Source organism: Cobetia sp. 10Alg 146 (genome assembly GCF_029846385.1).
GTDB lineage: Bacteria > Pseudomonadota > Gammaproteobacteria > Pseudomonadales > Halomonadaceae > Cobetia > Cobetia marina.
The window spans coordinates 19,358-45,702 of the sequence record NZ_JARWKT010000007.1; the positions used below are offsets into that span (position 1 = coordinate 19,358).

Sequence of the window (26,345 nt, forward strand, 5' to 3'; positions counted from 1 at the left end):
TGTCCGCCTGCCATCCACGCCATTCACTCGCGACCAGAAACGACAACGCCCGCCTCCCATTCGCATGGGGGCGGGCGTTGTGCTGTCAGCGGGGCCAGCGGCTGAACCGTGGCTCCGAACGCTTCAGATCACTCTTCCATGAAGGAACGCAGTGACTCGGAGCGTGACGGGTGACGCAGCTTGCGCAGCGCTTTCGCTTCGATCTGACGGATACGCTCACGGGTGACATCGAACTGCTTGCCGACTTCCTCGAGGGTGTGGTCGGTGTTCATGTCGATACCGAAACGCATGCGCAGCACCTTGGCTTCACGTGCGGTCAGGCCGGACAGGATGCCGCGGGTCGCTTCGATCAGACCTTCGCCGGTGGCGGAGTCGATCGGCGAGACCATGGTGCCGTCCTCGATGAAGTCACCCAGGTGCGAATCATCGTCGTCACCGATCGGCGTCTCCATGGAGATGGGCTCCTTGGCGATCTTGAGCACGCGACGCACCTTGTCTTCCGGCATCTCGAGGCGTTCACCCAGCTCTTCCGGCGTCGGCTCGCGACCCATTTCCTGCAGCATCTGACGCGAGACACGGTTCAGCTTGTTGATGGTCTCGATCATGTGCACCGGAATACGGATGGTGCGCGCCTGATCCGCGATGGAGCGCGTGATCGCCTGACGGATCCACCAGGTGGCGTAGGTCGAGAACTTGTAACCACGACGGTACTCGAACTTGTCCACGGCCTTCATCAGGCCGATGTTGCCTTCCTGGATGAGATCCAGGAACTGCAGGCCACGATTGGTGTACTTCTTGGCGATGGAGATGACCAGACGCAGGTTGGCCTCGACCATTTCCTTCTTGGCACGCCGCGCCTTGGCTTCACCGATCGACAGGCGACGATTGACTTCCTTGAGCTCGCTGACCGGCAGCTGGACCATGTCCTGCTCGAAGGCGATCTTGCGCTGGGCACGCAGCACGTCGGCACGGAACGGCTCGAGCTTGTCGGCGTACTTCTTGCTGCCGCCGATGAAGCTGTCGAACCAATCCATGTCGGACTCGTGGCCCGGGAAGGCCTTGATGAAGCTCTTGCGAGGCACCTTGCCGCGCTTGACGAAGATCTGCAGGATGACCTTTTCCTGCTCGCGCACCTGCTCGACGGACACGCGAACCTGACCGACGAGGCGCTCGAAGTGCTTGGGCACCAGCTTGATCGGCGAGAACAGCTCGGCAAGACGCTCCTGCTCGGCCTTGGCCTCAGGAGAACCTGAACCGTACTTCTCGATGGCGGCCTTGGTCAGATCATTCTGCTCGCGAATCTGCTCGAAGCGCACGCGTGCAAGCTCAGGGTCCGGACCACCCTCGGAAGCGGAGTCGTCCTCGTCGTCGTCCTCGCCTTCAGACTCCTCGCCTTCCTCGACTTCCTCGACTTCCTCGACCTCGACTTCAGCGACACCCGGTACGCCTTCATCCGGATCGATGAAACCGGAGAACAGGTCGGACAGACGTCCGCCGTCCTCGCCGAGCGTGCCATCGTAGGCTTCGAGAATGGAGTCGACCGCTCCCGGCAGGAAGGCCAGAGACGACATGACCTCACGCGTGCCTTCCTCGATCCGCTTGGCGATCTTGATCTCGCCTTCACGGGTCAGGAGTTCGACGGTACCCATTTCACGCATGTACATGCGGACCGGGTCGGTCGTGCGTCCCACATCGCTTTCCACCGCGGCGAGAGCAGCGACGGCTTCTTCGGCGGCGGACTCGTCAGTGGAGGAATCAGACATCATCAAGGTATCGGCATCAGGCGCTTCTTCAGCGACCTTGATGCCCATATCGTTGATCATGCTGATGATGTCTTCCACCTGTTCTGGATCAGCGATATCCTCGGGCAGGTGATCGTTGACCTCGGCATAGGTCAGGTAACCCTGTTCCTTGCCGCGCGCGATCAACTCCTTGAGACGCGACTGCTGCTGCGCATTACCAGCCATAGAACCCCTAATCTCGACGAAGAAGAATGAAGCACCTGGACGCGACGCTGCTCAGCGAGTAAGCGCCGGTTAGGGACGAAGAGAGCATCAAGCGCACCAGTATAGCGTGCCATCGGGAGATGCTGCCAGCGGCGTATTTGCCGGACCATCCAGGTGTGTTAGCGTTATCGGTTACGTTGCGGCAGTCCGCATCGGGAACTACCCCATTAGATAGTGTGTGTGAGAGCGTCTTTCAAGGTCAGCCAACGCTTTTTCATCCGCGAGGACGGCCCATCTCCCACATGCGGTCACCGAAAGGCTCCGTGAGCTTCAGCGCCGCGTTGCCAGCTGCATCAGCAGGGCCATCAGCCGCTGCTTCTCCTCAGCCGACAGCTTCTCGCCCTGCTTTTCCTTGGCCAGCAAGGCCTGGTATTCCGCCTCGGGTGACGTGCGCGCCAGCTGATGCTGGCAATGCTCCACCAGCCCCTTCAGCTCCTCGCTGCGCACTTCACGCGGGATGAGCAACTCACGCGCGGCCAACTGCTCGAGGCTCGGCCCCTGAGCAGTGCCCAGAAAGTGCGCCAGCAGCACCTGAGGCGAACGATACTGGCCAGCCTTGAGCAATCTCACCACCTCGACCAGCAGACGGACATCCTCACTGTCTGCCGGCTCGCCGGCGCCTTCGATCCATTCATCGCTGGCCGGCAGCTCCGCCACCAGCTGCGGCTCATGCACCAGAAGGTGCAGCAGGCGCGTCAGCATGCTGACCGAGTGACGCGGTGACGTCTTGCGCGCCGCGCCATGCGAGGCAGCGGCCGGACGAGACCGCCCACCCGAGGCACCGCCAGCCTCCGGGGGCGGCGCCCAGTCCTCCGGCTGCCAGCCCTCTGCATCCTGCTCACCGAAGCCGGCATCTGCCATCGCATCCAGCGATGACCAGTCGCCACCCTGCGGTTCATTCAGACTGCCACCTTCCAGGCGATTCCCCGCCGGAGCGGCGGAGTGCGACTGGCGCAGCTGCTGATGCTGCCGGAGACGCGCCTGCTGGGCATCACGCGCCGCGGCACGCTCCACCAGCATGGCATCCAGCCGCTCACGCTCCAGGCCACTGCGGCGCTCCAGCTCCTTGAGCAGCAGTGAACGCAGCACCCCCTCGGGCACCCGGGAGATCCATTCCAGTGCCTGGGTCACGAAGCGCTCCAGCTGCTCCATGCGCTTGAGGTCGCGCCCTTCCGCCGCCTGCTCGAACAGGAACTCGGAGAGCCCCGAGGCGCAGGTCACCCGCTTCTCGAAGGCTTCCTGCCCTTCACTGCGCACCAGCGAATCCGGGTCTTCACCCTCAGGCAGGAACAGGAAACGTGCCTGGCGGCCATCGATCATGACGTCCAGCACCGTCTCCAGTGCCCGGCGCGCGGCCTGACGGCCAGCCTTGTCACCGTCGAAGCAGAACACCACTTCATCGACCAGCCGATAGAGGCGCTTGAGGTGTTCCTCACTGGTCGCGGTGCCCAGGGTGGCGCAGGCATTGCGAATGCCATACTGCGCCAGCGCCACGACGTCCATGTAGCCCTCGACGATCAGCATGCGCTCAAGCTTGCGATTCGCCTCGCGGGCCTCATACAGGCCGTAGAGCTCACGCCCCTTGTGGAAGACAGGCGTCTCGGGGGAATTCAGGTATTTGGGTTTTGCATCGCCCATCACGCGACCACCGAAGGCGATGGTGCGCCCCTTCCAGTCACGGATCGGGAACATCACGCGATCGCGGAAGCGGTCATAGCGCCGCCCACTCTCCTCGTGATGGATCAGCAGGCCGTACTCGATCTGCACCTCTTCGCTGACACCCAGCTTGCTCAGGTGGTGCTTGAGATGTTCCCAGCCCTGGGGCGCAAAGCCGATACCGAAATCGCGCATCACCTCACGCGACAGCCCACGCCCCTCAAGATACTCACGGGCGGGCTGTGCGGCAGGTTCCGTCAGGCGCTGGCGATAGAAGTCAGCCGCCGCCTCAAGCAGATTGACACCCTCTTCACGGGCCTGCTCGCGGCGCTGGCGCTCGCGACGTTCATGGGGGCTCTGATTGCCGCCTTCACGGGGCACCTCGAGCGCCAGACGCGAGGCGAGCTGCTCGACCGCTTCCGGAAACGGCAGACGATCGAATTCCATCAGAAACTTGAGGGCACTGCCGCTCGCCCCGCACCCGAAGCAGTGATAGAACTGCTTGTCCGGAATGACGTTGAACGAGGGAGAGTTTTCCTGATGGAAGGGGCACAGGCCGACATAGCTCTTGCCAGCCTTCTTCAACTGGACACGCTCACCTACCACCTCGACCACATCGGTACGGGCCAGCAGATCGTCTATGAAGCCTTGCGGGATGAGACCAGCCATGGTTCGCCAGAAGTCATGGAAAAACGGACTGACCCCAACGCAGTGAGTCGACATCACGCCAACGGGCGATCACATCGACGACAGCGCTCGGGTCAGGCCATCCCTCGAGAAACAGCAACGTGTGCAGTGAACTGACACACGACTCGGGAACAAACGGATCACCAGAGACAAAAACAAGCGGCCACCGTGAGGCAGCCGCTTGGTGTCCTTCCAGAGAGCAGTGGATCACTCCCCAAAAGTACGGATCAGTAGAGACGCTCGAAACGCTTGCGCTCACGCTGAACCTTCTTGGCGTGGCGCTTTACAGCGGCCGCCTGCTGACGCTTGCGAACAGCGGTCGGCTTCTCGTAGTGCTCACGACGACGCACTTCGGAAAGAACACCGGCTTTTTCGCAGGAGCGCTTGAAACGGCGCAGGGCGACGTCGAACGGCTCGTTGTCACGTACTTTAACTGAAGGCATTAAACACTCACCTACCTTGAGATCATGAGTTCGGTTTGAACGCACATCCGGTGCAGCCACTCCTCAGGAGCCACCAGCCAGCGACGGTAAACCGCCACCTGCAGGTCGATCCAGCATCAATCAGTCGCCTGCGACACCACCGGTGAGGGTAGCCGTCGCTGGCTGGAATCATGATTCGGGGAGCTTTTGCGGGGTGGTCGGATGCACGACCCAGTCTTGCAGAGTGCCATATTCTAGACACCCGTCCCCGCCTTTGCAAACGCGGAAACCGGAAATCGTCTCTCGCATAACGCCAGCTGGCGCGACACCCGTGCTCACAGCCAGTAGAATATCGCGCATTCACGGCACCCTCGCCTCTCGGGCTCGCTCAGGCAGCCTCGCTGGCCGTGCCGCCCTCTACTTCTGATATTTCCTGAGAGTCAGCCATGCGTGTGCTCGGCATCGAGACTTCCTGCGACGAGACCGGCGTCGCCATCTACGACACGGACCAGGGCCTGCTTGCAGACGCCCTCTACAGCCAGATCGCCATGCACGCCGAATTCGGCGGTGTGGTACCAGAGCTGGCCTCTCGCGATCATACCCGCAAGCTGCTGCCGTTGATCCAGCAGGTGATGGACGAGGCGAATCTGAAAGCCGCTGACATCGATGCCATCACCTATACCGCAGGACCGGGGCTGGTGGGCGCCTTGATGGTCGGCGCCTCGACGGCCCATGGCCTGGCCAGAGCCTGGCAGATTCCGGTGCTCGGGGTGCATCACATGGAAGGCCATCTGCTGGCCCCGATGCTGGAAGACGACGCACCGGAATTTCCCTTCGTGGCGCTGCTGGTCTCCGGTGGCCACACACAGCTGGTGGCGGTACGCGGGCTGGGCGAGTACGAGCTGCTGGGCGAGTCCGTGGATGATGCCGCAGGCGAGGCCTTCGACAAGGCCGCCAAGATGCTGGAACTGCCCTACCCCGGCGGCCCGCAGGTTGCCAAGCTGGCCGAGCAGGGCGATCCGAAGCGCTACCGCTTCCCGCGCCCGATGACGGATCGCCCCGGACTGGATTTCAGCTTCTCGGGCCTCAAAACCCACACCATGGTCACCCTCAAGAAGGCAAAGGCCAGTGGCGAGCCGGACGAACAGCATCGCGCCGACATCGCGCGCGCCTTCGAGGAAGCCGTGGTCGACACCCTGGTCATCAAGTGCCGCCGCGCGCTGGATCAGACCGGTCTCAAGCGTCTGGTCGTGGCGGGCGGCGTCAGTGCCAATACCCGCCTACGCGAGCGCCTGAGCCATGAACTGGCCAAGCGCAACGCCCGCGCCTACTATCCGCGCGGTCGCTTCTGTACCGACAATGGCGCCATGATCGCCTACGTGGGTGCACAACGACTGAACGCCGGTGAGCAGGACACTGGCCCGATGAAGGCCGTACCACGCTGGCCTCTCGATAGCCTGTCCGCGCCGCAGGGGCATCACGACTGATCACTGCCGCTCCCGGCGCGTCTCGGCGGCCGTGAAAAGGCGTAGCTGCGATGAAACGGCTACGATGAAAACAGCAACGCCCTGCCGGGCTACCCGGCAGGGCGTTCGTGCTTCATGTGGCGCAGGTCATGGCGCGAGCGTCATTCAGCGCCGTGATCAGACCGCGCAGAGTGCCGCCTCATCACGGCGCGACGCCGGTGCGGGAGACCCTCCGGCAACGCCAGTTGAACTCCACCGGCCACAAGGGCTGCGACTCGGCATGCCCATGCTCGACGAATGACTGCCACAGGCTGGCATAGTCGACCCCACGCACCGGGTGGCGCTGCTCGGCGAAGGCTTCCGCCAGTGGCAGCAGCACGAAGGCATTGCGATCCACTTCCTCGCGCGGCAGCAGGACACCGTCGATCTCGCCGGTCAGCTCACCGACCGTCAGGATGTCGATATCCAGCGTACGCGGACTGAACTTGGGGCTGCCTTCGAGGCGTCCGTTGGCGAACTCGACCTGCTTGCACCAGGCTTGCAGCTCACCGACGCTCCAGTCACTGTGGAATCCCGCCACCAGATTGTAGAAATTGCGCCCGTCGACGAACCCCACCGGCTCGCTTTCGTAGACGGAAGACAGCGTGAGCTCCCCGAAGGTCGCCTCCAGGGCATCCAGGCAGACTCGCACGTGATGATCACGCTCGATGTTGCTGCCGATGGAGACAAGCACCAGAGTCATGCGCTGACATCCACGAGCGTGCCACGCTCGATGCGCACGCCCACCGCTTGCGCCTCCGGGACCGCCCCCGGCTTGCGCACCGTCATCCTGAGCCAGGGAATCCCGAATTCTTCCCGCAGCAGCGCGGCGAGACGCTCCGCGAAGGTCTCCACCAACTCGAACTGGCTGTCGTCTGCGTAGGTCTGGATACGAGCGCTGATGGCAGCATAATCAAGGGTATGCGTCAGATCATCCCCCGCCGCGGCAGGACGGATGTCCGTCGCCATCTCCAGATCGATCACCAGACGCTGGCGAATGGTACGCTCCCAGTCATAGACTCCTATCACGGTCTCAACTGCCAGAGCCTCGATCAGCACACGATCCATGGCGTTACCTCTATGCTTGTCGGATGAACCAGTAAAACGACGCCGCCAAAGGCCCCGCCATCATGCCCGAGATTCTACTGCACCCAGCCCCTGCTTGGCCAAACCGAGCCGCGCGATGCGCCTGTCCGCAAGCGACATGGCTGACGGCGCGCAGCGGGTCATGTGCGGGGGAGGCATGCTGAGCGACATCATCGGCTGGGTGGCCACGCTGGCACACTGGCAGCAGCTGAGCCTGCTGCTGGCACTGGCCTATGGGGGAGGGTCGGTTCTGGGAGCGGTGTGGATCTGCCAGCGCCTGGGCCTGACCGACCCGCGGCTGGCCGGCTCCTTCAATCCGGGCTTCTCGAATGTACTGCGACTGCACGGTGCCATGCCTGCCGCGCTGGTCCTGGCCTTCGATGCCACCAAGGGCATGCCTGCCCTGTGGCTGGGTGGCGAGATCGCCCTGCCCGCCTGGGCACTGGGACTGATCGGGCTGGCGGTGCTGATCGGCCACAGCCTGCCGCTATGGCATCGTGGACATCGAGGCGGCAAGGCTGTCGCTGCCGCCTTCGGCGTGCTGTTGATGCTGGCACCGGGCGTGGCCCTGAGCTGTGCTGCCCTGTGGATCGGACTGGCGTGGCGCCTGCGCACCGCCGCCATTGCCTCACTCGTCTCAGGGCTTGCCGCCCCGCTCTTCAGCCTGTGGCTGGCGCCGGAAATGAGCGGCGTGATACTCGTCTTCGCCAGTCTGATCGTGGTGCGTCACGCGCTCAATCTGCGCCGCCTGAGCGATGGCAGCGAACCGCGCCTGTAGACCCTCACTCCGCAGCCCGGCCCTTGCCTCTGCGTGCATCGTCCTCTCAGTGAGCGTGGCCACAACCACAGTGCGGCGCATGGACCTCTGGCGTGGCTCGCCACTCACGCAATGCCTCGGCAATCGCCTGCTGACGCTGCTCGCCCATCGCCCGCCCGATCTCGGCACCCTTGAGCCCCTGAGCGACCAGGGATTGCGGCGAGACCGCCGTCGCGGCCTGCCAGGCGGCATTGCCCAGCCGCGCCAGCCCCTTGTCTTCCACTGCCAGCAAGGCCACCAGCACCGACTGGCGCTCACCACGACGCCACGCATCGACGCCATCCAGCCAGACCTTGAGATCTTCCGCCTGCACGCCACCCTCACGATGCGACGCATCATTCAGCTCTCGGCACAGACGCGCCTGCTGAGCCGCATCGCGAACGGCACTGGGCAGACGCAGCTCCTGCGCCAGGGTATCGATCTCCTCACGCGACAGGTGCTCCACCAGCCGTGCCATGCGCCAGCAGACCATCTCCGCCTCATCGACCAGCTGTCGCGGCAGTCGATCCAGCCGCTCCAGCGCTGACTCAAGCGCACGGGCCTCCCTCGCCAGCGCCGGCATCAGCACGCTCAGGGCACCCAGCTCATCCAGCAGCTGGAAGTAGGCCTCAGGACTGGCTTCCCCCAGCGCCTTCTCGGTTTCCTTCCAGACACGCTCAGCGACCAGATGCGAGACTTCGCCGCTCTCGACCATCCCCTGCATCAACGCGCGAGTCTCCTCGGCGACCGTGAAACCCAGCCCCTGATAACGTGCCAGGAAGCGTGCCACGCGCAGCACGCGTAGCGGGTCTTCACTGAAGGCGTCGGAGACGTGGCGCAACAGTCGTGCCTCGAGATCCGCAAGTCCGCCGTAGGGGTCCACCAGTTCGCCCTCGCCGGGCGGACTGTCCAGCGGCTCGGCCATGGCATTGATGGTCAGATCACGACGCACGAGATCCTCTTCCAGGGTCACGTCGGGGCTGGCATGCACGGTGAAGCCAACGTAGCCATGTCCGGACTTGCGCTCGGTGCGTGCCAGCGCATATTCCTCCTGCGTCTGAGGGTGCAGGAAGACCGGAAAGTCGCGCCCCACCGGGCGGAAACCACGCGCCTGCATGTCCTCGACCGTCGCGCCCACCACCACGAAATCGCACTCATGCCATGGCCAGCCCAGGCGCGCATCGCGCACGGCGCCCCCTACCCGATAGACCTCGAGCCCTTGCAGCAGGCGGTCCGATGACGCATCAAGTCGATGAGGGGCACTACGAGTCATGGGGACTCCTTGGCAGAAGGGAGATGAGACAATCAGGCAAAGGTGGGATCAGCTACCGCTTTCGACATCGTCGCCATGGGTGAGCTGATACTGGGTGAAACCGCCATCGAGAGAGTAGACCTTCTCGAAGCCCTGCCCGGCAAGCCAGGCCGCTGCCTGCTGACTGGAGTGGCCGTGATAGCACACCACTACCAGCGGTGTGTCGCGAGGTGTCTCTTCCAAGATCGCCCCCGCACTGGCGTTGTCCAGATGCCGGCTGCCGGGAATGCGCCCCTGGGTGAAGCTGAGCGGATCACGGATGTCCAGCAGCACGAAGGGTTGTTCGCCGTCGCGCCATTGCGCCAGTGACGCCAGATCAAGATGTTCGAAACTCATGGGAACTCCGCTGAAGATAGGGACAGGAAAATGGACGTGCGCCGCGCAGGGGAGGCGCCTTGCAGAGTCAGTCGCGCGATGTCACCGCCGGTTCGAACACGCGCTGCCCCGTCTCGAGATCGAGCGCTGTCAGCCCGCCACCCCATACGCAGCCGGTATCCAGTGCCGCGACATCCTGGCGCGCCGCTGGAGTCTCGCCTTCCAGCGCCGCCCAATGGCCGAACAGCAGGCGCGGAGAGTCATCCCAGGCTCCCTCGGGACGCGGAAACTGGAACCAGGGACGATAGCCCTCGGGCGCGGAATCCAGCCCCTCCTTGGACGCAAAGTCCATGCGACCCTCGCGGTCCACGAAACGCATGCGGGTGAAGACATTCACGATGCAACGCAGCCGCGCGATGCCGCTGAGATCCTCCCGCCAGAGATCGGGCGTGTCGCCATACATCTCGCCGAGAAACTCGCGATAGGCGTTCCCCGCCAGTGCAGCTTCCGCCTCGCGGGCCAGCGCTGCCGCCTGATTCAAGGTCCAGCCAGGCAGAACGCCGGCATGCGTCATCACCGTGCGCCGCGCATCGATGGTCTCTTCCACCATCAACGGCTGGCGACGCAGCCAGTCAAGCAGCTCGTCGCGATCCGGCGCGTCCAGAATGGGCTGAAGCGTATCGGAACGCTTGAGGCGCCCGAAGCCATGCGCGACCGCCAGCAGATGCAGATCATGGTTGCCCAGCACGATGCGCGCACTGTCCCCGAGAGCCTTGGCATGGCGCAGGCATTCAAGCGAGCCCGGCCCGCGATTGACCAGATCTCCGGCCAACCACATCACATCACGTCCGGGCGTGAACTCCAGACGCTGCAACAGGCGTTCGAACTCAACGTGACATCCCTGCAGATCGCCAATCGCCCACTGCGTCATGCTGCTCCCCCGGCCGCCTGGCGGCCTGCTACGTGAATGACTTGGTGATGGTTTCGTTCAGGACGGCGACAGACCGATGGGCCATGTCCCGACCTGGCCCGAGACTCGGCAGGCATCAATGCACCTGATGCGGCCCGGCCAGACGAAATGGCGCGATGGCGACTTCGAAGGTGCGCGCATGGGTGGCATCGGAGAAGGTATAGGCCCCCTGCATCACGCCGACCGGCATGTCGAGGACGGCCCGCGAGGTATAGCGGAAGCTTTCCCCCGGGGCGATCAGCGGCTGCTTGCCGACCACCCCCTTGCCGCGGACTTCCTGCTCGTTGCCGCTTCCCTGGGTGATCTTCCAGTAACGCGCCAGCAGCTGGATCGTCTCGTCGCTGCCATTGTGCACCGTGATGGTGTAGCGGAACACGAAGCGGTTCTCGCTCGGACGACTCTCGTCGGCGCAGTACTCCGGTACGGCGTCGACATGAATGTCCGCCACGCCGCTCATGCGTCGTGATCGCTGTCAGTGGCGGCCTGCGAGGTCGTGACCTCACCGTGACCGACATTGCTGCGGGGGCGCTTGCGGGGCGCGCTGTCCGCCTGACTGGCGGTCATGCCCTGGGCGCTCAGATGGTTGGTGATCATCACCAGCTCCGCGACCGTCAGCGTCTGCGGGCGACGCGAGGGATCAATGCCCAGCGCCGTCAGCTGTTCGGCATCGATACGCCCCTTGAAGTTGTTGCGCAGGGTCTTGCGACGCTGGGAGAAGGCTTCCCGCACGATGATGGCCAGCAGCTTCTCGTCAGTCGCCGGATGCGGCAGCTCGGCATGCGGCACCAGACGCACGATGGCCGAGTCCACCTTTGGCGCCGGAAAGAAGGCACTGGGCGGCACCAGGAAGAGGTTCTCGACCGCACAGTAATACTGGGTCATCACCGACAGACGGCCCCAGTCCGTGCCACCCGGCTCAGCCGCCAGACGCTCGACCACTTCCTTCTGCAGCATGAAGTGCATGTCGGCAATCGCGCCACGCGCTTCCAGCAGGTGGAAGATCAGTGGCGTGGAGATGTTGTACGGCAGGTTGCCGACCACGCGCAGTGCCGGGCCATCGCCCACCAGCGCCGGAAAATCGAAGCGCAGGGCATCGCCCTCGTGGATGACGAAATCGGGATAGTTGAAGAACTGCACGCGCAGCCCGGGGATCAGGTCACGGTCCAGCTCGATGACCTCCAGCTTGCCCGCCGCTTCCAGCAACGGACCGGTCAGCGCCCCCTGCCCCGGACCGATCTCGACCAGCCGCTCCCCCTCCGCCGGACGAATGGCCCTGACGATACGGGAGATGACGCCAAGATCCTGCAGGAAGTTCTGGCCGAAACGCTTGCGCGCACGATGCGCCGGGAAATGTTGGGACATGGGACTGACTTTCCTCCGGGGAGCCCTGTGGACTCCCGACAACAAGACGCCATCCTTCACCTGTGGAATCGATGCAGAGGCATCGAGGGACATGGAAAGGACGGCGAGACCATCCTGGATGGTCGAATGACTGGGGTAGCGGCGACGCCTGCTTGAGGTGCGCGCTCGGCGTGCCGCATGGACGGCCACGCCAGATGATGGGGGATTATCTCAGGCTCGCGCGGCGGCTGCCATCTCGATGGCCACCTGCACGGCCTGCACGAGACTTCCGACATCGGCCCGACCCGTACCCGCGAGATCCAGCGCGGTACCGTGATCGACCGAGGTACGCACGATGGGCAGGCCCAGCGTGATGTTGGCCGCCTGACCGAATCCGGCGTACTTGAGCACCGGCAGCCCCTGATCGTGATACATCGCCAGCACGGCATCCACGCCATCGAGATGACGTGGCGTGAACAGGGTATCTGCCGGCAGCGGCCCCGCCAGCTGCATGCCCGTGGCGCGCAGTGCCTCGAGCGTCGGTGAGATCACCTCGATCTCCTCGACGCCGAGATGCCCACCTTCGCCGGCATGGGGGTTGAGTCCGCACACCGCGATGCGCGGCGTCTCACGCCCGAAGTAGCGTTTGAGATCTTCCGCCAGGATAGTGAGCACTCGTGTCAGCCCCTGCGGCGTGATGGCGTCAGCCACCTCACGCAGCGGCAGATGGGTGGTGGCCAGCGCGACACGCAGTCCCGGGCACGCCAGCATCATGACCACTTCCTCGACACCGCAGACGTCGCGCAGATACTCGGTATGCCCCGTGAAACCGGCGTGGCCGGCCTCGATCACGGCCGCCTTGGACAGCGGCGCCGTCACCATGGCACTGGCGTGTCCGGCCTGACAGGCGGCGATGGCCACGTCGAGCATCTGCAGGACATGATCACCGTTGCGCGCATCGATCACACCCGGCTCACTGGGCACCGCCAGCGGCACCGGCCATACGGCCAGATGACCATTGCGGGCCGGTGGCAGGGGGTCGCCGGGGCTCAGCTCATGCAATTCAAGCGAAAGCCCCAGCAGCCGGGCACGACTGGCCAGCAGGTCGGGATCGGCGACCGCGACCAGCTGCGCCGGGAAGTCCTCGGCCTGAGCCGCCAGCATCACCAGCAGCTCGGGACCGATGCCCGCCGGCTCCCCGGCGGTCAGCGCGATCACCTCGGACGACATGGCGCGCTCACTGCTCATCAAGGCGGTTGTCGACATAGGCCTCGGCGCGGATCTGCTGCTGCCAGGCTTCCAGTTCGTCATTGAGCTTGCGCTGGAACAGGGTCTTGCGGACCTTGTCACGCTGGCTGGAATTGGTGACATCCTGCTGACGACGATTCTCGACCTCGATGATGTGATAGCCGAAGCGCGTCTTGATGGGCTGGCTGACCTCCCCCACCTTCAGGGCGTTCATGGCAGTCTCGAAGGACGACACCGTCTGCCCCGGGCTGACCCACCCCAGCTCGCCACCCTTGAGAGAGCTGCCCTTGTCGTCGCTGAACTCCTGGGCCAGCGCGGCGAAGTCCTCGCCACCCAGCACGCGACGGCGGATGGACTCGGCACGCTCAAGCGCCTGCTGATCACTCATGTTCGGGTTGGGCTGGATCAGGATGTGACGCGCCTGAGTCTGGGAAATCAATGACTTGCCTGCGCCACGCTTCTCGATCAGCTTTACCAGGTGATAGCCGCTGGCACTGCGCAACGGCTGGGACACCTCACCTGCCTGCATGTCCGGCACCACATCGGCGAATACGCTCGGCAGCTCACCGCCGGCGCGCCAGCCGAGATCCCCGCCACTCAGCGCCTGGCTGCCAGCGGATTCCGCCGCTGCCACCTGGGCGAAGTCCGTCCCATCGGCGATCTGCTGACGCAGACCATCGGCACGCTCGCGCGCCGCCTTGACCTGAGCCGGTGTCGGCTCCTGCGGCAGGGCGACCAGCAGGTGCGCCAGGTGATACTGGATATCACTGCCGACGTCCTGCTGGTTGAGATACCGGTCGATCTCGCGATCGGAGATGCGCACCTTGCTGGCCACGCGACGCTGCTGGATCTGTTGCACCAGCAGTTCACGACGCACCTGATCACGCACATCGGCCAGCGACATGCCATCCTGCTCGAGCTTGTCGGCAAAGGCCTCCAGGCTCAGACCATTGTCCTTGGCGATTCCCCGCAGGGTGGCATTGAGCTGGGTGTCATCGATGCTCAGATTGGCCTGCTCCGCCATCTGCAGCTGAATCTGCTCATTGACCATGCGGTCGAGCACCTGGCGCTCCAGCACATTGCGCGGCGGCAGGTTGATACCGCGACTCTGCAGCTGTTGGCTGGCCTGGGAGACACGCCGCTCCATGTCGCTTTGCATGATGGCGTCCTTGTTGACCACGGCAACCACACGGTCGAGCAACTCGGCGGCACTCACCGGCAGGCTTGCCAGCGCGAATGCCAGCCCCAGCGGGGCAATCAGGGTCTTGCGCATCGGGTGTTCTCTCGACGTAAAAATGTTGATGGCGCCGCCTTGCAGCGGCGCCCTGTCGTCAGCGTGCGTGACGCATCCCGGGGGTCAGAAACCGGCGTTGCGATAGCCCGGCACCGCCTGCTCCAGATAGCTGTCCGCGCTCTGGCCGACGCCACCCAGTCCCTTGAACTCGAAGGTCAGGAAGATACCGTTCTTCTCTTCATCATCCGAGATGGTATTGGCGGTGTCGTTGTCATCCTGCCATTCCCGCCAGGTGACCTGGACGCCATAGCAGCAGTCGTTGTACTGGACACCCAGCACCTTCTCCAGCGAGCGGGAATTGGTGCTGTCGTACTGATAGCGGCCCAGCAGCGACCAGCTTGCGCTGACCGGCGTCGCGAACGAGAAATCCCACTCGTTGCGGGTATAGCCCAGCACGTCTTCATCGTCCTCATCATCGTAAGGCACGAACCCTTCGATCTCACGATTGAAGCCAAAGTTCAGTACCGTGCCCTGTTTGGCGCGATAACGCAGTGATGTCTGGGCGCTTTCGGTGACACCGCGATCGAAGTCCTGGAACACGGCCTGGGTCGCGGTCCACTGGTCGTTGAGGACCACATCGGCCTGGAAGACCACCGGCGAGCGGTCACGCGTCGCCCGATAGTAATCGGAGTAGCTGTCGAAGTCGGAGCGCGACGTCTTGTCCGGGTCCCCATCCATGTCGATGTTGCGGTCCGACAGGTAGCTGGACTGGCCAACGCCCAGCTTGAGGCGTTCGCGACCGCTCTCGTCACTGATGAAGCGCGAGGAGACGCCGTAGGAAATCTTGTTGGTGTCGCCCACTCGGTCGCCACCGCTGAAGCGGTAGGGAGACCACAGCTGATTCCAGCTGAAGGCATCCTCGGAGGTGTCGAAGTCCGGGAAGTCGGACTGATCGACCTCAGGGACATAGGCGTAGTACAGACGCGGCTCCAGCGTCTGCTTGTAACCTTCGCCGAACCACTCGGTATCACGGTCGAAGATCAAGCCGCTGTCCAGTGACAGCACCGGAATGGTCGCCGAGGTACTGCTGTCACGATCGGTCTCGCGATCCCCGTAGTCCAGGTCGTAGCTCAGACTGATCAGCTGGGCACGCGGCTCGATGAAGCTCCAGCTTTGATCGCTGCGCCAGCCCACGGCCGGTGCCAGACGCAGACGGGTGCCGTTGGCGGCTTCATCGTCGTCGATGTCCGTGTCGGTCTCGTCCACATCACGCCAGAAGTAGGTGGCGTTGGAATTCCATTCTTCATAGAAGCCGCTGGTCTGGCTCCAGCGCGCGTTGGCAGTCAGGCTCGGCAGGCGATAGAACGGCTTGTCCTCGTCATCCAGCGGAAAGTCCATCCGCTGATACCCCTGCGCCTTGAACTCGAGATCCCAGACGTCGCCACGGTAATTCAGTCGCGCGAGACGCTCGAGGCTGTCCGTCTCGGTCTCGCCGAAGTTGCGCCCGAAGTCATCGAAGTAATTGCCGTCGGATGCCGCGCCATACTTGAGCTGATAGGCCGTGCGCGCGTCATAGCGACCAGAGTGCTGGTAATTGATGTACCAGCGATCCTCGCCGATGAGATCCTCTTCATCGTCATCCGGATCACTGCCGCCATCGTCATCGGCCAGCCAGGCGCCTTCCAGCGTGCCTTCGTCGCCACGCGGCAGCAGGTAACGGAACTCACCTTCCAGCATCTCACCGCGCTCTGAAATGTAGCGAGGCGTGATGGTGGCATCGTAATTCGGGGCCAGGTTCAGATAGATGGGCTGGGCATAATCGAAGCCGCTGGAGCTGGTGTAGCTGAGCTGCGGCCACAGCAACCCGGTGTGGCGGCGGTCATCGACCGGGAAACGCACATAGGGCCAATAGAAGACCGGCACGCCGCCCATTTCCATGCGCGCGTGGGTCGCCTCCCCCCAACCGGACTCCCGGTCGATGGTGATATCGCTGCCGACCAGACGCCACAGGCTGTTGCCCGGCTCACAGGAGGTGAAGCTGGCATCCTTCAGGCGATATCGGCCATCTTCCAGACGCGCCAACTGCACCGCATCCCCCCGGATACGCTGCTTGTGGAAGACGTAGTGACCATTGTCGACGCTGGCCGCGTCGCTGTTGAGCGAGACGCGGGCATCATCTCCGCGCAGCAGCACGCCGGGCTGACGGTAGGTCACCGGGCCCTTGGCCGTCGCGGTGTCTCGCGCCTCGTTGACGCTGACCTCAGGCGATTCCAGCTGGGAATCACCCCGTCTGAGCACTACCTCGCCCATCAGGGTCGCGACGCCGTCATTGCCATAATTGGCCTTGTCGGCGGAGGTCGCGACCTGCTCGGGCGTGTCACCCGCATCGATCCGGTAGGCCGGTGTCACGTAGCGACCGCTGCACAGCTGCCCCTGCGGCACCTCATCATAAGGCTGCCAGTCGAGCTGGCTTGCCGACAGCGGCTCCGGCGGGGCGGCTTGCGCCATCAGCGGCGCGCCAGCGGCCAGCGGGGCCAGCGTCCACAGGAGACGCAGCACCAGCGGCTTGAGCCGCCATGTCGCCGGCTGGCTGACGGGGAGACGCGTCGCCGTCGTGGAAGACGCAAGACGACGATGCGGCCGCCCGAGGGCGGACACCGGCTTGCCCGTGTGTATTGAATGGCTGCGCTGGGCCATGGCTGCTCTGTGTCCTTGGCTGGGGGAATCGGTATTATACAGGCCCAGCAACCGGCCTTCCTGCTTGCCGGTTCCGCCTGTCCTGTGGTCACCACACCCCAGCATGCGGGGCCGCGGCACAGGCGTCAACTGACAGCCGGCCCCCGTATCCGCCGACAGGAGCCCCGCCCCATGACATCCGACGCCCGCCGTCAGGCCCTCCACGCCTGGGCTGCCGCACGCCACGACCTCACCCCCGACGCCGTCCGCATGAGCGCGGTGGCCGACGACGCCAGCTTTCGTCGCTACTTCCGCCTGCATCTCGATGAGAGCGCCCCCGGCATGTCGTCCCGCATCCTGATGGATGCACCGCCGGAAAAGGAGGACAGCCATGGCTTCGTCGCCATCGCTCGCCAGTGGCGAGAGGCCGGCCTGCCCCTGCCCGAGGTCTTCGCCTTCGATGACGCCCGAGGCTTTCTGGAGCTTGAGGATCTCGGGGATACGCCATTGATGACGGCCCTGACCAGCACCGAACACGCCGACCACTACTATGGCGAGGCCATCGGCCTGCTCGAGCAGTTGCATGAACTGCCGCTGGCCGACCTGCCCGCCTATGACGATGCGCGTCTCAAGGCCGAGATGGACCTCTTCCCCGAATGGTGTCTGGGGCAGCTACTCGACATGCCGCATGACCGCCGCTACGCCGCCTGGGAAACGCTCTGCGGACAGCTGCTGACGGCCGCGCGCGCGCAACCTCTCGTCACCGTGCACCGCGACTTCCATGCCCAGAACCTGTTCCTGCATGCCGATGCCGGCCAGTCGCGGGAGACGCTGTGGATCATCGATTTCCAGGATGCCGTCATCGGTCCCGAGAACTACGACCTGATCTCGCTGCTGCGTGACCGCCACTGGCGCTGGCCGGAGCCCGCCATGGCGCGCTGGATCGAACAGGCCCGCCTTGCCGCCCTGCCACGCTATGCCGCCGCTGGCCTGCCAGCCCCCAGCCCGCTCGCGTATCGACAGAGCGTCGAGCGCATGGGGGTGCAGCGCAATCTCAAGATTCTCGGCATCTTCGCGCGTCTGACCCTGCGCGACGCCAAGCCACGCTATCTGACGCTGATGCCACGCTTCCTCGGCCATCTGCGTGAAGGTCTGGCCTTCTGCCCCGAACTGATCTCCTTCACCCACTGGCTGGATGAGGTGCTGACCCCGGCGCTGTCACTGCGTCTGGCCTCCGAGTGCGAGGCACGAGGCCTGCAACTGGCCAATGGCGAGACGCCGGAGATCAACCTTGACGACTACGATGAGCTGGCCGCTCTGGCCGATCGCGCGGCACGCCTGATGCGCAACGCCGAGGCACGTCAGACAGATGTCACGCAGGAGAAAGGCTGATGCGCGCGATGATTCTGGCCGCGGGCTTCGGGACTCGCATGCGTCCATTGACTGACCACACGCCCAAGCCGCTGCTGAACGTCGCAGGACGCCCGCTGCTAGAGCATCACCTGCTCAGGCTGGAAGCCGCAGGCGTGGATGACATCGTCATCAACGTCGGCCATCTTGCGCAGAAGATCCTGGAGCATTTCGCCGCTGCTCGCTCTCCCTGCGGCTTGCTGCAGGCGCGCTGGCAGGGCCGCAGGCGCGAACTGACGCTGACGTTCTCCCATGAGATGACGCCACTGGAGACCGGTGGCGGCATCGCACGCGCGCTGACACTGCCCGGCGCTCTGACGGCCGATGACGCCGACGAGACACCCTTCCTGCTGATCAATGGCGATGTCTGGTGCGATGTGGATCTCGGGGCGCTGATGGCCCAGGCACTGGCCAGCCAGACTCAGTGCCTGCCGCCAAGGCCGTTGGCGGGCCTGGTACTGGTGGACAACCCGCCACACCATCCGAGCGGCGACTTCCTGCTGATGCAGGATGGCGAAGTCCGCGACGGCCCCGTGAATGGAACGGACGAGCGCATGGACCACGCAGACCGCCTGACCTTCTCCGGCGTGTCATGGCTGTCCCCACGCCTGATCCGGCGCGCCCTGCACGAGACGCCGGCTCTGCGAGAGGGTGATGGCGTGTTCAAGCTGGCACCGCTGCTGCGCGATGCCATGCAGCGCGGGGAGGCACGCGGACTGCATCACCGTGGCGAATGGATCGACGTCGGAACCCCGGAAAGACTGGACGAGCTGGACAGGCTGCTCAGCGATCGCCCGGCACATCCGGAGGCATGAGCTCGCAGGCATAAGCTCAGCGCCGGACGTTCCTCCGGCCGCGGGCGCGGCAATGCTATTCTGTGCGCCTTCGTGCGGTCCCGCCTGCGCACCGGTGCACCTCACTGACTCATTGATTCACCGAAGGGAGAGAATTCGTCATGGCAATGAACACCAGCATCAAGTGGACCGATGGTCGCCAGTTCCTCGCGGAATCCGGCAGCGGCCACAGCGTCGTCATGGATGGCAATCCGGAAAATGGCGGACGCAACACCGGCCCGCGCCCGATGGAGATGCTGCTGATGGGGCTGGGCGGCTGCACCAGCTTTGACGTCATCCAGATTCTCGAAAAGGCCCGCCAGCAGGTCACGGACTGCCGCGCAGACCTCACGGCCGAGCGCGCCGATGGCGTGCCCAGCGTCTTCACCAGCATTCACGTCAACTTCGTGGTCACGGGCTACAACCTCAAGGAAGCACAGGTAAAACGCGCCGTGGAGCTGTCCGCCGAAAAGTACTGCAGCGCGTCATTGATGCTCAGCGCCGGTGGCGTCGAGATCACGCACTCCTACGAAGTCATCGACAGCGCCGCCTGATCATCTCCCGGCACTCCCCCTCTGCTACCCGCCGCCATGAGCGATCTGACGGCGGGTAGCAGAGGGGGGCTCACGCCAGCGAGCGACGCTCGACGGGAATTGACGCTGGCGTGTCGGCCCTGCCTGTGCATAATACGCCCCTCAAACCGGTTGTCTTCCCGGTCGCTCCTCGGCCATCGGCCACGAAACGAGCGCCGCAGGACACCTTCTTCGGCCCGATGTTCACCCCTGGATGGCAACGCCACACGGGCGTGATAGAGGCATCGGATGTCATACCACCCTCCCATCTCAAGGAGGCCTGGACGTGAGCGATCAACTCCGCCTTCACGGGTTCAACAACCTCACCAGTTCGTTGAGCTTCAATATCTACGACATCTGCTACGCGCAGACCGAAGAACAGCGTACGGCGTATATCGATTATATCGATGAACTCTACAACGCCGAGCGCCTGACCCAGATACTCAAGGATGTCACCAACATCATCGGTGCCCACGTGCTGAACATCGCGCGTCAGGACTACGAGCCGCATGGTGCCAGCGTGACCATCCTGATCGCCGAGCATGAGCTGGAAGAGACGGACCCCGCCCAGACGGAGCCGGGCCCGGGCCCGCTGCCCGAGACGGTCGTCGGCCATCTGGACAAGTCACACGTCACGGTGCACACCTACCCTGAGTCCCACCCGGACAACGGCATCAGCACCTTCCGTCTGGATATCGATGTCTCGACCTGTGGCATGATCAGCCCGCTGAAGGCGCTGAACTACCTGATCCACAGTTTCGACTCCGACATCGTGACCATGGATTACCGCGTGCGCGGCTTCACCCGCGACGTGGATGGCAAGAAGCTGTTCATCGATCACGACATCACCTCGATCCAGGATTACCTGGCGGAAGACACCAAGTGTGCCTACCAGATGGTCGATGTGAACGTGTATCAGGAAAACATGTTCCACACCAAGATGCTGCTCAAGGACTTCGAGCTGGACAACTACCTCTTCGGCACCTCGCGTCGCGAGCTGACCTTCGAGGAAGCCACCAACATCGAAAGCCGCCTGCGTCGCGAAATGCTCGAGATCTTCTACTCGCGCAACTTCGACTGAGCCGGGCACGCCTCGAGGCATGCAAAAGCCCCTGACACCTTTGGGTGTCAGGGGCTTTTTTCTGGCCCGATCACGGCTCAACGCTTTCCGTCAGGCCCGGGGTCCGTCTTGCGTTGCGGCGCAGTGGTGCCGGCCTCGTCCAGACGCCGGGCCATCTCGTCATTGACCTCACGCTGGAGCGCCTCACGGCGCTGTTCGCGCTCCGCCAGCGACTCCCCCTGCATCACCGCCACTTCATCAAGCCGGGTGCGCAATTCACGCACCTCGGTCGTCAGCTCGCTGATCTGGTGGTAGAGCGCGCGGGTCATGTCGCGCTGGGCACGCGCCGCGCGCGCCTCCTGCTCACTGTCATCCTCGATGAAGATCGAACTGATGTAGGCCGCGAAGCTCCCGAACAACCCCACGCCTCCCACCATCAACAGCACGGCCACGACCCGCCCCAGAGTGGTGATGGGATAATAGTCCCCATAGCCGACGGTGGTCACCGTCACGACGGCCCACCACAGCGCCTCCTCGGCAGTGTTGATGGGGCTGTCGGGGTTGGGAGTCTCCACCATCAGCATGGTGAGTGCGCCGAAGACCACCAGCAGCACCGTGGCAGTGGCCGCAGAGGCGAACACCCCCTCGGCGCGATTGCGGAACAGCAGCTTCCAGATCATCTCCATCGACTTGATGGCGCGCAGCACTCGCAGTATCTGCACCACGCGAAACAGCCTCGCCCCCTGGAAGAGGCCTGCCGGAATACAGGCCAGCAGGTCGATCCAGCCCCACTTCATGTACTCGCGCTTGCTCTTCGCACTGGCGAACCGCTTGCAGAAATCAACGAAGAAGAACAGGCAGACCACGTAGTCCATGTACTGCAGCAGTCGCTGGACCGGAGGCGACAGTTCGAAGATCAGATCCACGACCATCGCACCGATGACATACAGTGACAGCACCAGAATGAACAGCTGAAAGGGCGTGACGCGTTCCTGCATCCGAGGATCTCCGTAAATGGGGCTCAGGAAAGCCTACCCCATCCTCGACGCCCTGACAGTGTGAAGACACCGCTGTCGTGCTTGTGATGATTCATGCGCCCGGTAGTTCATGCGACCGAAGCTTCATGCGCTCGGTGATTCATGCGCTCGGTGATTCATGCGCCCGGTGATTCATGCGTTAGCCTCATGTGCCCGCGCTCATGACGTCTTGTCGCGCGACTCGTCGTCACTCGGAAGCTGGAAGGTAGACTGCTCGCTGATGTCTTCCCCACTGATGCGATTCAGAAGCTTGCGCAACTTGTGACGCTGGCGGCGTGATGACAGGCGATTGGAATCCCAGCGCTCCGGTACCAGCGCACATTCTCCATTGGCATCGTGCAGACGGAAGGCACGCTCGACGCCGATCGGGTGGTCTTCACTGCCATAGATGCCGATGATGCTCAGCGTCAGGCGCTGGAATTTCAGCTGCTCATTGCTGGGCCAGTGACCGTCAAGCGAGATGCCATTGCGGCGCGCCATGCGCTCGATGACTTCAGAGAACGTCCCGATATGCAGGAAGTCGCCCGACCCCAGCGGCCCCTGACGCGTGGTATCGGAGATACGCCATTCACTGCTGCTGGAAGCCTCCTTCGCGGACTGTTCGCTGTCGCCGTCCTGCTGATTGTCACTCTGCTCGTCACCTTCCTGATAGCTGCGTTCGAACTCGGTGACATCCATCAGCAGGCTGCCATGACTGGTATCCAGCCGGGCGATGATGTGCTCGATGAAGATCGATTCGGCACTCATGTTGCTGACGATGCACAGGCTGTCGATCCCCTTGGACTTGCCGCGATTGATCAGCACGCGCGGGCGCCGCTGGCGACGGAAGTTGTGATACAGCAGCTGTGCGTAGACCAGCCAGATGAAGAACGAGCCGATACTGGCAATCGCTGAGATGGTTTTCGAGTGATTCGCGATCCACTCCATCATGCTGACCTCCCCTGTCAACGTTGTCTGGTGCACCCTTTCTTGGGGATGGCGACAGGGGATTGCGAGCATTGATATGGCGTTTAATCACGCCGTGCGAGTCATCGGGACAGGAAATGCCTGAGCCGGACACGAAATGTCTGAGTCAAGATCACTCCCCCAGCAAGGATTGCCAGATGGTGATGACACGCTCGCGGTGCATGGCGATGAGCGGCACCTGCTCGAGATTGATGAGGCTGCCACGCTTTTCCAGCGCGAGGCGGTGGCTGGTATTGCGATAGGCCAGATAGGCCTCGCGCAGCTCACTGGCCTGTTCACCCGGCAGGCGCCCACAGGCCTCCAGCGTCTCGAGCAGTCGCATGTTGTCACTCCATCTCAGAAGCTCAGGCTCCTGATGGCTCATCGACAACACGCAGTACTGGGCCAGAAACTCGATATCGACGATGCCTCCCGCATCCTGCTTGAGGTGGAACTGGCCTGCATCCCGGTCCTTGGCGGAACTCCCCAGGTGATCCCGCATCTTGTGGCGCATGGCGACGACTTCCTTGCCCAGGACATCGGCCTCTCGGGCCTGCCCCAGCACCTCCCGACGTGTCTGCTCAAACGCCAGAGCCAGCGCCGGATCCCCCGCCACGGCACGTGCCCGCACCAGCGCCTGATGCTCCCAGGTCCAGGCCTGGGAAAGCTGGTAATCACGGAAGGAAGCCAGGCTCGAGACCAGCAGTCCGGAGTTGCCGGAAGGCCGCAGGCGCATGTCGACTTCGTAGAGGGCACCGGCCGGAGTCACCGCGGTCAGCAGATGAATGATGCGCTGACCCAGCCGGGTGAAGAACAGCGGGTTGTCGAGGGGGCGCGGGCCATCCGTCTGGCCCTTGCTGGCGGCATCGTGCAGGAAGACCAGATCCAGATCCGAGCCATAGCCCAGCTCGATGCCCCCCAGCTTGCCGTAGCCGACGATCACGAAGCAGCCGCTCAGACTGTCCCCGGTGATCGGCTGGCCATCCCGCCCCAGCGGAAAGCCGTGCTTGCGGGTCAGGGTCTTCCAGGCCATCGCCAGCACCTGCTCGAGGATCACCTCGGCGATGAAGGTCAGATAATCGCTCACCTTCATCAGCGGGCGCGCCCCCGCGATGTCGGAGGCCGCGACGTGCAGTACCTGGGCGTGCCGGAAGACGCGCAGCGCCTCGAGCAACGCCTCTTCATCCTCTTCGGGGATGCGTGACAGCGCGATGCGCAGCTCATCGGCCAGACGCACCTTGTCGGCGGGCGAGTAGAGATTGTGCGGGTGCAGCAGCTCGTCCAGCAGCACCGGATAGCGCGCCAGCTGCTCGGCAATCCAGGGGCTCGCTGCACACAGGCGCATCAACTGCGTCAGAGCATCAGGATTCTCGCGCAACAGCGCCAGGTAGGCCGTGCGACGCAACACGGCCTCGATCAGCGGCAGCACACGCTCCAGCACGCGACTGGCATCATGCTCGCCGGGCTTTTCCGGGTCGCCCGCCGCCGAGCCCAGCGCCTGCAGCAATGAGGGCATCAAGGCATCCAGACGATCAAAACCGATGCGCTGCATCCCCTGCACTGCCCGTGAGCGGCGCAGGCTGTTCAGGCGCCGCAGACTCTCGTCAGGTGCCTCGAATCCGCTTTCGGCGAGCAGCTCCCGCCCCTCTTCCACCGTCAGCTCATCGCGCCACAGGGCACGCCACTCATCGAGTGCCTGCTGCCCTTCGGGCGGTTCGGTTTCCTCGTCTTCCGGCGCGGCGATCACGTTGTCGAAGTGCAGCCGGATGCGAGCGCGCACCTCTTCGAGTCGCTCGGTGAGCGCCTCCCAGTCCGGCAGCTGCATCGCCAGCGCGAGACGCTCGCGCCCCAGCGGGTCCAGCGGCAATGTCTGGGTCTGGCGGTCGGCCTGCGCCTGCAGGGCATGCTCAAGATCACGCAGGAAGACGTAATCCGGCACCAGCTCATCCACGACCGCCTGTGGCAGCAGGCCAAGCTCGGGCAGTCGCGCGAAGGCTGTCTTGAGTGAGGTGACCTGCAGTTCCGACTCGCGCCCACCGCGGATCAACTGGAAGGCCTGGGCGACGAATTCCACTTCGCGAATGCCACCGGACCCCAGCTTGATGTTGTCAGAAAGCCCGCGGCGCTTGACCTCGCGATTGATCATCCCCTTCATCTCGCGCAGGGATTCGATGGCGCCGAAGTCCAGATACTTGCGGTAGACGAAGGGTCGCAGATGTGCGATCAGTCGCTCGCCCGCGGTGATGCTGCCGGCCACTGGACGCGCCTTGAGCATCGCGTAGCGCTCCCATTCACGCCCCTGATCCTGATAGTAGCTGGCCAGCATCGAGAAGCTGCCCACCAGTGGGCCGCCGTCCCCCAGCGGCCGCAGGCGCATGTCGACGCGGAACACGAAGCCATCGGCGGTCATCGCATCCAGCGCCGCGATCAACTTCTGGCCCAGCCGCGTGAAATATTCCTGGTGATCCAGCGACTTGCGCCCGCCCGTCGTCTCGCCCTTGTCGGGGAAGGCGAAGATCAAGTCGATATCGGAGGACAGGTTGAGCTCTCCGGCCCCCAGCTTGCCCATGCCGAGCACCACCAACCGCTGCGGCTCTCCGAAGCGATCCGCTGCCGGGCGGCCATAGCGCGGTTCAAGAAAGGCCTCCAGCCATCCCAGCGCACCTTCAAGCGAGACCTCGGCCAGTCGCGAGACCGCGCCCGCCGTGTCCCACATGCCCGTGCCATTGAGGTCACGCCAGATGATGCCCATCATGCGCAGCTGGCGAAAACGCCGCAGCACCTGCTGCATCGCCTTTTCATCCTCGGCGGCCGACAGCCCCTCCGCCAGCCGTGCGCTCAATTCCCGTGGCGGCAAGGCGCGTTCAAGCTCGCCGCTCTCGATCAGTTCGGCCAGAAGCTCAGGGCGACGGCACAGGGTATCGAGAGCGAAGTCCGACAGCGTGACCAGACGGGCGAGCTCGAGACGTTGCTGCGCCCCCAGCGCCAGAAACGTCGCCACGGGCGAGCTGGCATCCCCGCGCATCTCGCTGAGACTCCGGGCCTGCATCAGGCTCTCGTTCAGACGCTCCCGTGCGGCGCCGGCAGCCTCCTCCAGTGTCTGGCGACTGTGCTCGGATTGCTGGCCGAGCAGCGCCTCCAGCGGCAGGAAGTCTGCCGGCAGCGGGAGATCCGCTGACGGGCGGGAAGAGTGGGGTGATGAGGCGGGGGCGTTGTCGGGCATGGTCGTCTCCT

The 26,345-nt window shown here is 64.0% G+C and carries 22 protein-coding genes; 6 read left to right on the forward strand and 16 right to left on the reverse strand.

The annotated features are described in order from the left end of the window. Nucleotides 1–128: 128 nt before the first annotated feature. From rpoD to rpsU, 3 genes are all read right to left on the reverse strand, one after another. Nucleotides 129–1,967: an RNA polymerase sigma factor RpoD gene (rpoD, locus tag QD172_RS12880; protein ID WP_077378116.1), complete on the reverse strand. Its 1,839-nt coding sequence runs from the start codon at nt 1,965–1,967 to the stop codon at nt 129–131. 309 nt (nt 1,968–2,276) lie between these two features. Then, nucleotides 2,277–4,331 carry a DNA primase gene (dnaG, locus tag QD172_RS12885; protein ID WP_279855960.1) on the reverse strand — a complete coding sequence of 685 codons (2,055 nt, stop codon included), beginning with the start codon at nt 4,329–4,331 and terminating at the stop codon, nt 2,277–2,279. A 245-nt stretch (nt 4,332–4,576) separates the two neighbouring features. Beyond that, complete coding sequence (rpsU, locus tag QD172_RS12890; protein WP_024951433.1) at nt 4,577–4,792, reverse strand: 30S ribosomal protein S21; 216 nt, start codon at nt 4,790–4,792, stop codon at nt 4,577–4,579. A 425-nt stretch (nt 4,793–5,217) separates the two neighbouring features. Here rpsU and tsaD point away from each other — a divergent pair, with 425 nt between their 5' ends. Next, nucleotides 5,218–6,258: a tRNA (adenosine(37)-N6)-threonylcarbamoyltransferase complex transferase subunit TsaD gene (gene tsaD, locus QD172_RS12895; protein WP_077378110.1), complete on the forward strand. Its 1,041-nt coding sequence runs from the start codon at nt 5,218–5,220 to the stop codon at nt 6,256–6,258. Between the two features lie 181 nt (nt 6,259–6,439). Here the strand turns inward: tsaD and folK are convergent, their stop codons facing one another. Further along, nucleotides 6,440–6,979: a 2-amino-4-hydroxy-6-hydroxymethyldihydropteridine diphosphokinase gene (folK, locus tag QD172_RS12900; protein ID WP_279855962.1), complete on the reverse strand. Its 540-nt coding sequence runs from the start codon at nt 6,977–6,979 to the stop codon at nt 6,440–6,442. Then, nucleotides 6,976–7,344 carry a dihydroneopterin aldolase gene (gene folB, locus QD172_RS12905; protein ID WP_077378104.1) on the reverse strand — a complete coding sequence of 123 codons (369 nt, stop codon included), beginning with the start codon at nt 7,342–7,344 and terminating at the stop codon, nt 6,976–6,978. The genes folK and folB overlap by 4 nt, the downstream gene beginning before the upstream one ends. Before the next feature lie 115 nt (nt 7,345–7,459). Between folB and QD172_RS12910 the strand changes: the two genes are divergently transcribed. Further along, nucleotides 7,460–8,140, forward strand: coding sequence for a glycerol-3-phosphate acyltransferase (locus QD172_RS12910; RefSeq protein WP_240499643.1), 681 nt, complete (start codon nt 7,460–7,462; stop codon nt 8,138–8,140). Nucleotides 8,141–8,186: 46 nt separating this feature from the next. On the opposite strand, the gene QD172_RS12915 is transcribed toward QD172_RS12910, so the two are convergent. The 8 genes from QD172_RS12915 to QD172_RS12950 all read right to left on the reverse strand — a co-directional run bounded on the left by QD172_RS12915 (nt 8,187) and on the right by QD172_RS12950 (nt 17,275). Beyond that, nucleotides 8,187–9,431, reverse strand: coding sequence for a polynucleotide adenylyltransferase (locus QD172_RS12915; protein WP_279855963.1), 1,245 nt, complete (start codon nt 9,429–9,431; stop codon nt 8,187–8,189). A gap of 48 nt (nt 9,432–9,479) precedes the next feature. Then, nucleotides 9,480–9,806 carry a thiosulfate sulfurtransferase GlpE gene (glpE, locus tag QD172_RS12920; protein WP_077378098.1) on the reverse strand — a complete coding sequence of 109 codons (327 nt, stop codon included), beginning with the start codon at nt 9,804–9,806 and terminating at the stop codon, nt 9,480–9,482. 67 nt (nt 9,807–9,873) lie between these two features. After that, nucleotides 9,874–10,716, reverse strand: a complete 843-nt coding sequence (locus QD172_RS12925) for a symmetrical bis(5'-nucleosyl)-tetraphosphatase (RefSeq protein ID WP_279855964.1) — start codon at nt 10,714–10,716, stop codon at nt 9,874–9,876. Nucleotides 10,717–10,831: 115 nt separating this feature from the next. Next, nucleotides 10,832–11,212, reverse strand: a complete 381-nt coding sequence (gene apaG, locus QD172_RS12930) for a Co2+/Mg2+ efflux protein ApaG (RefSeq protein WP_077378092.1) — start codon at nt 11,210–11,212, stop codon at nt 10,832–10,834. After that, nucleotides 11,209–12,117: a 16S rRNA (adenine(1518)-N(6)/adenine(1519)-N(6))-dimethyltransferase RsmA gene (gene rsmA, locus QD172_RS12935; protein WP_077378089.1), complete on the reverse strand. Its 909-nt coding sequence runs from the start codon at nt 12,115–12,117 to the stop codon at nt 11,209–11,211. The genes apaG and rsmA overlap by 4 nt, the downstream gene beginning before the upstream one ends. A gap of 210 nt (nt 12,118–12,327) precedes the next feature. Continuing rightward, nucleotides 12,328–13,326 carry a 4-hydroxythreonine-4-phosphate dehydrogenase PdxA gene (pdxA, locus tag QD172_RS12940; protein WP_084207861.1) on the reverse strand — a complete coding sequence of 333 codons (999 nt, stop codon included), beginning with the start codon at nt 13,324–13,326 and terminating at the stop codon, nt 12,328–12,330. Nucleotides 13,327–13,333: 7 nt separating this feature from the next. Next, nucleotides 13,334–14,617 (reverse strand): peptidylprolyl isomerase, encoded by a 1,284-nt coding sequence (locus QD172_RS12945; RefSeq protein ID WP_077378083.1) that lies wholly within the window; start codon nt 14,615–14,617, stop codon nt 13,334–13,336. 84 nt (nt 14,618–14,701) lie between these two features. Next, entirely contained in the window at nt 14,702–17,275 is a 2,574-nt protein-coding gene (locus tag QD172_RS12950; protein WP_240704359.1) for an LPS-assembly protein LptD, read from the reverse strand. 171 nt (nt 17,276–17,446) lie between these two features. On the opposite strand from QD172_RS12950, the gene QD172_RS12955 reads away from it, so the two are divergent. The 4 genes from QD172_RS12955 (at nt 17,447) to speD (ending at nt 21,150) form a co-directional block, all read left to right on the forward strand. Next, nucleotides 17,447–18,646, forward strand: a complete 1,200-nt coding sequence (locus QD172_RS12955) for a phosphotransferase (protein WP_279855967.1) — start codon at nt 17,447–17,449, stop codon at nt 18,644–18,646. Continuing rightward, nucleotides 18,646–19,479 carry a nucleotidyltransferase family protein gene (locus QD172_RS12960; protein WP_279855968.1) on the forward strand — a complete coding sequence of 278 codons (834 nt, stop codon included), beginning with the start codon at nt 18,646–18,648 and terminating at the stop codon, nt 19,477–19,479. The genes QD172_RS12955 and QD172_RS12960 overlap by 1 nt, the downstream gene beginning before the upstream one ends. A gap of 146 nt (nt 19,480–19,625) precedes the next feature. Next, on the forward strand, nt 19,626–20,051 hold the full coding sequence (locus tag QD172_RS12965; protein WP_077378074.1) for an OsmC family protein: 426 nt from the start codon (nt 19,626–19,628) through the stop codon (nt 20,049–20,051). 304 nt (nt 20,052–20,355) lie between these two features. Then, nucleotides 20,356–21,150: an adenosylmethionine decarboxylase gene (gene speD, locus QD172_RS12970; protein WP_077378071.1), complete on the forward strand. Its 795-nt coding sequence runs from the start codon at nt 20,356–20,358 to the stop codon at nt 21,148–21,150. Between the two features lie 77 nt (nt 21,151–21,227). On the opposite strand, the gene QD172_RS12975 is transcribed toward speD, so the two are convergent. The 3 genes from QD172_RS12975 to glnE all read right to left on the reverse strand — a co-directional run bounded on the left by QD172_RS12975 (nt 21,228) and on the right by glnE (nt 26,334). Further along, nucleotides 21,228–22,127: an ion transporter gene (locus tag QD172_RS12975; RefSeq protein ID WP_077378068.1), complete on the reverse strand. Its 900-nt coding sequence runs from the start codon at nt 22,125–22,127 to the stop codon at nt 21,228–21,230. Between the two features lie 198 nt (nt 22,128–22,325). After that, nucleotides 22,326–23,096, reverse strand: a complete 771-nt coding sequence (locus QD172_RS12980) for a hypothetical protein (protein WP_279855969.1) — start codon at nt 23,094–23,096, stop codon at nt 22,326–22,328. Nucleotides 23,097–23,244: 148 nt separating this feature from the next. After that, the gene (gene glnE, locus QD172_RS12985) at nt 23,245–26,334 is read right to left on the reverse strand and encodes a bifunctional [glutamate--ammonia ligase]-adenylyl-L-tyrosine phosphorylase/[glutamate--ammonia-ligase] adenylyltransferase (RefSeq protein WP_279855970.1); all 3,090 of its coding nucleotides are present in this window, start codon (nt 26,332–26,334) and stop codon (nt 23,245–23,247) included. Nucleotides 26,335–26,345: the final 11 nt, after the last annotated feature.